Source organism: Rhizobium sp. PEPV16, from assembly GCF_008919455.1.
GTDB classification, from domain to species: Bacteria; Pseudomonadota; Alphaproteobacteria; order Rhizobiales; family Rhizobiaceae; genus Rhizobium; species Rhizobium leguminosarum_Q.
In genome coordinates this window covers 1-6061 of the sequence record NZ_VSZV01000123.1, presented here as the reverse complement: position 1 = coordinate 6061, position 6061 = coordinate 1, and the positions used below count along the sequence as shown (strand labels likewise).

Below are 6061 nucleotides of genomic sequence, written 5' to 3'. Positions count from 1 at the left end.
GCTCGGTTCCTTCCCAGTCGTCGAGCGATCCTGCTTCAGACAGAATATTGAAGTAGAAGCGTGGCATTCGAAATCCTTCAAAGCCCGGCAGGATAAGTCACTTATTTTGCCGTTCCGCAGCGTTCAGATCAACAGCATTTGGATATGCTTTCGTCATCGGTGCCGATGCCCTTGCGGCCAATGTGCGCAACCGCACCGACAGTTGGCGGCGAGGAGCCGATGGATTAAAGTTTTAGCACGAGCTTAAACTCAAGATTAACCCGGAGCGGCGAGGCGTAGGAGGATGATATGATCGATTTCAATCTCTCGCTCCGGACGAAAGACGTGAACGTGCTTACGGAGGCTATTCGGACCTGGTACCGGCATAATCGCGTCATGCCGACGGAACGAGCAACGCAATTGCTCTGCAGCGCGGCTGCCGATCTTTATAGCCAAGGGCATAGGACGCCGGAGGAACTGGCTACGCTGCTGATCACGAGGTTTGACAGCCCCTATTCGCTGCAGGTCAACGCAGCGACGTCCACTGCTCATCACTAAAGCATGTCGCGCAAAAGTGTGCAGCGGTTTTGCGACAACGACATGCGTAAAAACAAAGACCTAAAGCGCGACAAGCGAATCTGAAAGATCGCGACGCGCTTTAGCGATCGGTTTCATCCCTTGGCGGACCATAGGCGCTCTCGGATTTTGGAGGCATCGAAATGCTTCAGTCCCTCATTACATTGTCCGATCAAGACATCGAAGTCGTCATCACTGCGGTTCGGCAGTGGTGTACAAAGAACCACTGTGAGATCGATAGCAACGAAGGCCGCCGCGCGCTGACCCTTGCCATCGATCTCGTTCAGAACTCCGCCCGAGATAGGCTCTTCCAGAACCTAACGGAGCGCCTTGGCCCCCGGTCCGGTCAGATGGACGCGGAAACCTCCGGCCTAGCTAACCAGTAATGAGTGCTCCATCTGGATGAATATCGGGCGGGACATCATTTAGCCCGTAGCAATGGTAGTGCGGCCGGCGAAGCATCCTGCTCGCGAGATATCTGCGATTCGGTCGGCGGCGTCTTGGCAGCGTCGGTAACGATCATTCCGACCGGAACGCGGCGGGAAGATCGACAGCGACATCAAGCGGCTGGAAATGCCGCAAGTTTTCCGTGATGACAGTGAGGTTATAGGCGCGCGCGGTCGCCGCGATGATGAGATCGCCCAGGCCGGGATGGCGGCCCTGGCTCTCGGCTTCATCTTCCAGAGCGCCGACGATCCGCGCGACAACCGTATCGATCGGCAAGAGGGAATTTTCCAAGGGTGCAGCGGCGGCGGCTTAAGGAAACGCATTCGGCAGATAATTGTCCAGAATATAGAAGTGTTCGCCGATCTTGCTGACGCTGACGTACTCGTCCGGACCGGGATCGAGATCCACGCATTCCTTCTTTTCCGAGCATGATGTCTGGACACGCTGTTGCCAGGCCGTGGATTGCTCGCCCCTGGGCAAGGCGACTTCATCACTCTCGTCGTAGACGAGCGTCGAGTAGGTTTTCTCGAGGAACGTATCGTCCCATACGAATGTCCTGAATCGTTGCTCTCCGCCCGGCAGATCGGTTCGTTCGATTTCTGCCAGATAGGTTTGCTTGGTCAGCGCAAATCGAACGCTGTCGGACGTTATTCCGATAGCAGCGAGGAGACGGAGCAGCACCAGCAACAGAAGGGGTGCGATTAGGAGAGAGACGAGACGCCGCCAGCGTCGCTGCGCCAGATTGATGCAGAGGGAGCCTGCGACGGCGATCAGGGTCAGGACCCATACGATCAGGCTGATCGTCCACCAATCCCATTGGGGTTGAAGCCAATATAGCCAATTTTGCGCCAGGAATGGCAACAGCCAGAGGGCATATGTCCACGTAAACTTATCGCTACGTTTTTCTGGCTCTGGCACGTTTTAGCCACCGGCAAATTTCATTGATTCTCTGATCAACAATAACACGCAAGATAGGCGCCTCAACCGGAGCCAGTCCTGCCGTGTTTCGCGCGAGGTGCCGCGTCATGAGCATTGGTCGCGGTCGAGCCTATTGGCTCGGAGCCCCGGCGCTCAGCAGCGCCCGCACCAATGCCGCCTGGTTGCGGACGCCGGTTTTGTCGAAGATGCGCTGTAGCTGGGTGCGCAACGTGTTGACACTGACCCCGAGCAGACCGGCGGCGGCAGCAAGGTCATGGCCATCGACGATCAGGCGCGCGAGCCGGGTCTGCGCCGGCGAGAGGCCGAAGACCTCCCGCGCGCTTGCGATCCGGCGCACCAGCGTCTCGGCGTCGTCGAAGGAGACCAGCGCCTTGCCGTCCTCGAGCAGAACCCAGCAGTGGAGCGGAATCCCCGCCGCGTCCTCGCCGAGCGCCACCGACCAGGCCTGCTTCGGCGCGATGTTCAGCGGTCGCTGGCTCTGCAGCTCGCGGAATGCCAGCCGCACCGCCTCGCGCAGCGCAGGGTCGCGTTCGCGCTGCCTGGCACGCAGGCGGCCGGCGGCGGCGACCAGCCCGGGATGGCCATGCATCCGCTCCCGCGCCAACCGGTTCGTCCAGAGAATCCGCGCATCCCCGTCGACCTCGATCAGCGGGCAGTTCGCCTCCTCGACGCTGCTCTCCATCATCACCATGCAGCCGATCTTCCAGGCGCCGTCGATCCGGTGGAGGATCCGCAGTTGGCGCTTGCGATCCTCGCCGGTGTCGCTGCCGATCTGATCAAAGGTCATCCAGGCCATGTTGCCGTCGACGACGATGTTGACCTTTTCCCAGCGGACGCTCCGAAAAGGCGTGTTTCTCCGGGAATCGCTCGACGATCTTCTTGATCCGCGCGGCGATCGGGTCCCAGCCCTCGTCCACCCGGACGCCGAGCGAGGCGAAATATTCCATCCGCCGGGTCTGCGGCGACTGCACCCAGTGGCTTGCCAGCGCCTCGAAGTCCCGCTGCAGCCAGGCCTCTGTTTCGGCGCGGATCACTGCCATGATCGCCGCCCGGTCAGCCTCGCCGTCGTTCATCGCGCGGTCCCCCGTGACAACGGATCGCAGCATAGCATGGTCAGTCTGTCGGAGCATGACGGCACCTCATGCCTGGATGACGACAGCCAGAAGCAGCGTTGCGCCGGCGGTGGTTGCGATCAGCCCGAGGAGCCGAAGCCTCAGGCGCGGCAGGGTGATCTGATTTCGGTAGTATCGGTCCTCGGCCGCGGCACCCATCTGCGTCGGGCGGCGGCGGTTTGGCATGTGCGCGGCGACGAGACTCTGAAGGTCCATTGTGTTGCCTCCCGGTTCGGCTTCATCTGCCGCATTCTCGCACGCATCCGAGCCGTGCTCTGTCATGCAGGCGGAGGACATCAGGCTCGGCGCCCGGCTGGCGAACGAAGAATCATCTCAACCGGAACGAGTCCCAAAGTGATTCGTTGAGTCGCATGTCCAGCGTGAGGGGGCTGCATCATGAGCAGGCGACGAAGCTTCAAACCGGTGAAAATCACCATCAATGGAAAGACCAGAACCGTCTACAATGTCGTTCAGGCCGGCAACACTTTGCTGAACGATTGGCCCGAACAGACGCCGGCGGCCAAGGTGGCCGAGCGGCTTGTGCTTGATGTGTTCAATGATGCGGCCGGGCCAGAGCAGGTGCGGCGGGCATTCATTACGGCAGCCAAGGCCAGCGACATCAAATTCAGCTCCTGACCGGTGGTGTCTGGCAAAGCCTTGGCTCACTTCCATGACACCTGCTCCTGGTTTTGCAGATCCCGGGTTTTGAGCTGTGTCTCCATCCAGGCGGCGGAGACGATAGCGGCGAGGAAGCCGAAGGTGAGGCAGGCGATGGCCTGGATCCGCCACGAGATGAAGATGACCGGCACCGGGCTGACGGGCTTTTGCGCGCATTCGCCGGGCGGGCAGGCGCAGCCGGAAAAGGCCTTGATGAGGCAATCGCTCATGCTGCACCGCCTTTCACCGTGTCGATGGCGGCGAGGATTTTCTGGTGAAGCGGGCAGCCGTGATCGTCGCTGCCATCGAAAAAGCGTTCGGCCTCCACCAGCGCCTGCCGGAGATCGGGTGCCCCGGCCGTGAAGCAGGCCTTGGCGCAGGCCTTTTCGGTTGTCCCGGCCCGCCGGGCGGCAGGAAGGGAAGGGCTTTCGGTTGAACCAGGTATAAGATTGGCGGCAGACATCTCCGTTCCCCTCAAGCGTAAAGCTGGTCGGTATCGGTGATGCCCATGATCTCGCGGGCATAACGGTAATGCTCCTCGACGCCTGCCGCCGCCCCGCGCAGCCAGGACGGGCCGCGGATCGAATGTTCGGGGCGGCGCAGGAACGCGAAGCCGAGGGCGCCCATGCGTTGGGCTTCGTTCGCCATATAGGCGCGGCAGTCGCCCATCGTGCGCGCCGCATTCCAGCGGGTATCCCGCTTGCTCTCCTCGGTCTCGATATTGCGGATGTGCTGCATCGCCTGTCCTCTCGCGCCTCTGATCGGCCTAGATGGAAAGGTATATATCATACCCGATTGCGTCAACCGCGAAGGTATAAAAAATACCTCACAGATTGACGAGGTACGAATCATAGGTCTATGTCTGGGACAAGTGATTGGGCGACCGGGTGCAACTCCCGAGCTGACGAAGCCCAGCGGCGCGGGAAGCGAAAGTCCTTAAGTGCGCTGTCAGAAAATCAGGACGAGGGCGAAGCGAATGGCCCCTCTGGCACGTGTCCCATCCCGGCTCCGGCCTTCAGGACTTGGCCAATGCTCTCCCGGCTTCATGGGCTTTGCTCATGGGGTAGGGGGAAGCTTTGGCCGGAACCCTCCCTCACCAGCCTTCAGGAACCTTCTCCTCCTAAGCTGAAGAGATAGGAATGAGAACTGAAGTTGGAGTATGATGCTAGGAGAAAAAAGGAGGCCTGCGATGCGCAACGAAATCGAAATCACCGACGAAGTGATCGAGGCGGGCCTGGATGCGATCACCGAATTTTACGATCCATGGGAGGAGAAGCTGCCGAAGGACATGTTCCCCGCAGCCATCCGTTCCATCCTGGTGGCGGTGTCGAGAGTGGTGCGCGAACGGCATCCCGAGCTTCCGTAATTTGTGGTTTCAGAGGATGAATCCTCCCGATACCCCTCGTGACCCCGGCTGGGGATCGACGAGCTCAGGAGCGAAATCCTACAAGCCGTACATCTCTCGCGCGGCGCTATACGCCAGGAGCAACACCGCTAGTGTGACGATATAGAACCAGATTCGGCCGGCGCGTGAGGAAGGGCGTATCATCCTGTTTTCCCTGTTGAAATATGATTGATTTGCGGCAAGCCTTCCGAGCCTTGAGCTCTCATCCCTACATCTCGATGATCGATCGGCGGACGCGGCCGACGATGGTGACGGCGCCCTGGAATTCCGGCGGCGGCACGTCCTCGTAGGAAGCCGGCTGGAAGGGCGGGTCGTCGTTCGGGCGATAGCGCTTGTAGGTTGCGGCACCTGTCTCGTCGGCGACGACATAGAGCGCGTTCGGCGCCAGGCGCTTGTCGCGCAGATTGACGAAAATGATCGAGCCTGGCGGCGAGATCTTGTTCATCGAATTGCCTTCGACCTCGAGCGCGATCCATTCGCCATCGGGCAGATCGAGGGCGGCGACCGTCGGGAACTCCGAAAAGTCGGTGATCGGCGCCTGCTCGCTCAGCTGGCCGGCGCTGACCCAGGAGATTTTTGGGACATCGGCGACGGAGGCCGGCAGCTCATCCGGGTCAAGCGCGTTGCCGGTTCCGAACTGCAGCCAGTTGAGATTGACCTTGAAGGCACGGGCGTACTTCTTCGCATCGGCAATGCCGAAGCCGTTGCGACCGGATTCATGCGCCTTGTAGACATTGGCATTCCAGCCGAACCGATCGACGATCGCCTTCGGCCCGGCAAAGCCGGCATTCTTTCGGGCCATGACCAGCCGCTTTGCGCGTTCTTCGCGCTCAAATTGTTCCTGATCTTTCAACATGATATAAAAAATACCCTAAATTAAGGTACATGTCATGCCCTAATGTGCTTGACATTACGGGTATTAATTGTACCCTAATCGTCATGACAA

Annotated in this window: 10 protein-coding genes and 2 pseudogenes; 4 read left to right on the top strand and 8 right to left on the bottom strand. The window is 60.0% G+C overall.

The window, feature by feature from the left end:
* The first annotated feature begins 288 nt into the window (after positions 1–288).
* Together FY112_RS02020 and FY112_RS02015 are read left to right on the top strand one after the other, a co-directional pair.
* Complete coding sequence (locus FY112_RS02020) at positions 289–537, top strand: hypothetical protein (protein WP_131630595.1); 249 nt, start codon at positions 289–291, stop codon at positions 535–537.
* Between the two features lie 161 nt (positions 538–698).
* Positions 699–941, top strand: a complete 243-nt coding sequence (locus FY112_RS02015) for a hypothetical protein (protein WP_151517524.1) — start codon at positions 699–701, stop codon at positions 939–941.
* Positions 942–1074: 133 nt separating this feature from the next.
* Here the strand turns inward: FY112_RS02015 and FY112_RS02010 are convergent.
* The 4 genes and pseudogenes from FY112_RS02010 to FY112_RS01995 form a co-directional block, all read right to left on the bottom strand.
* A pseudogene (locus FY112_RS02010) lies at positions 1075–1281 on the bottom strand (PIN domain-containing protein); the annotation flags it as partial.
* Positions 1282–1311: 30 nt separating this feature from the next.
* Positions 1312–1920: a hypothetical protein gene (locus tag FY112_RS02005; protein ID WP_151517523.1), complete on the bottom strand. Its 609-nt coding sequence runs from the start codon at positions 1918–1920 to the stop codon at positions 1312–1314.
* A gap of 130 nt (positions 1921–2050) precedes the next feature.
* A pseudogene (locus FY112_RS02000) lies at positions 2051–3071 on the bottom strand (LuxR family transcriptional regulator).
* Between the two features lie 9 nt (positions 3072–3080).
* Positions 3081–3269 (bottom strand): hypothetical protein, encoded by a 189-nt coding sequence (locus tag FY112_RS01995; RefSeq protein ID WP_020048865.1) that lies wholly within the window; start codon positions 3267–3269, stop codon positions 3081–3083.
* Between the two features lie 180 nt (positions 3270–3449).
* Here FY112_RS01995 and FY112_RS01990 point away from each other — a divergent pair, with 180 nt between their 5' ends.
* Positions 3450–3689 carry a DUF982 domain-containing protein gene (locus tag FY112_RS01990; protein WP_064647069.1) on the top strand — a complete coding sequence of 80 codons (240 nt, stop codon included), beginning with the start codon at positions 3450–3452 and terminating at the stop codon, positions 3687–3689.
* Between the two features lie 26 nt (positions 3690–3715).
* Here the strand turns inward: FY112_RS01990 and FY112_RS01985 are convergent, their stop codons facing one another.
* From FY112_RS01985 to FY112_RS01975, 3 genes are read right to left on the bottom strand one after another with little or no spacing between them, the layout of a single operon-like run.
* On the bottom strand, positions 3716–3940 hold the full coding sequence (locus FY112_RS01985; RefSeq protein WP_151517522.1) for a hypothetical protein: 225 nt from the start codon (positions 3938–3940) through the stop codon (positions 3716–3718).
* Positions 3937–4173, bottom strand: coding sequence for a hypothetical protein (locus FY112_RS01980; protein WP_151517521.1), 237 nt, complete (start codon positions 4171–4173; stop codon positions 3937–3939). The genes FY112_RS01985 and FY112_RS01980 overlap by 4 nt, the downstream gene beginning before the upstream one ends.
* An 11-nt stretch (positions 4174–4184) precedes the next feature.
* Positions 4185–4448, bottom strand: coding sequence for a hypothetical protein (locus FY112_RS01975; RefSeq protein ID WP_151517520.1), 264 nt, complete (start codon positions 4446–4448; stop codon positions 4185–4187).
* Positions 4449–4899: 451 nt separating this feature from the next.
* On the opposite strand from FY112_RS01975, the gene FY112_RS36555 reads away from it, so the two are divergent.
* Entirely contained in the window at positions 4900–5076 is a 177-nt protein-coding gene (locus FY112_RS36555; RefSeq protein ID WP_181018125.1) for a hypothetical protein, read from the top strand.
* Positions 5077–5323: 247 nt separating this feature from the next.
* Here FY112_RS36555 and FY112_RS01970 read toward each other — a convergent pair whose 3' ends face one another.
* On the bottom strand, positions 5324–5971 hold the full coding sequence (locus FY112_RS01970; RefSeq protein ID WP_011650846.1) for a S24 family peptidase: 648 nt from the start codon (positions 5969–5971) through the stop codon (positions 5324–5326).
* Between the last annotated feature and the right edge of the window lie 90 nt (positions 5972–6061).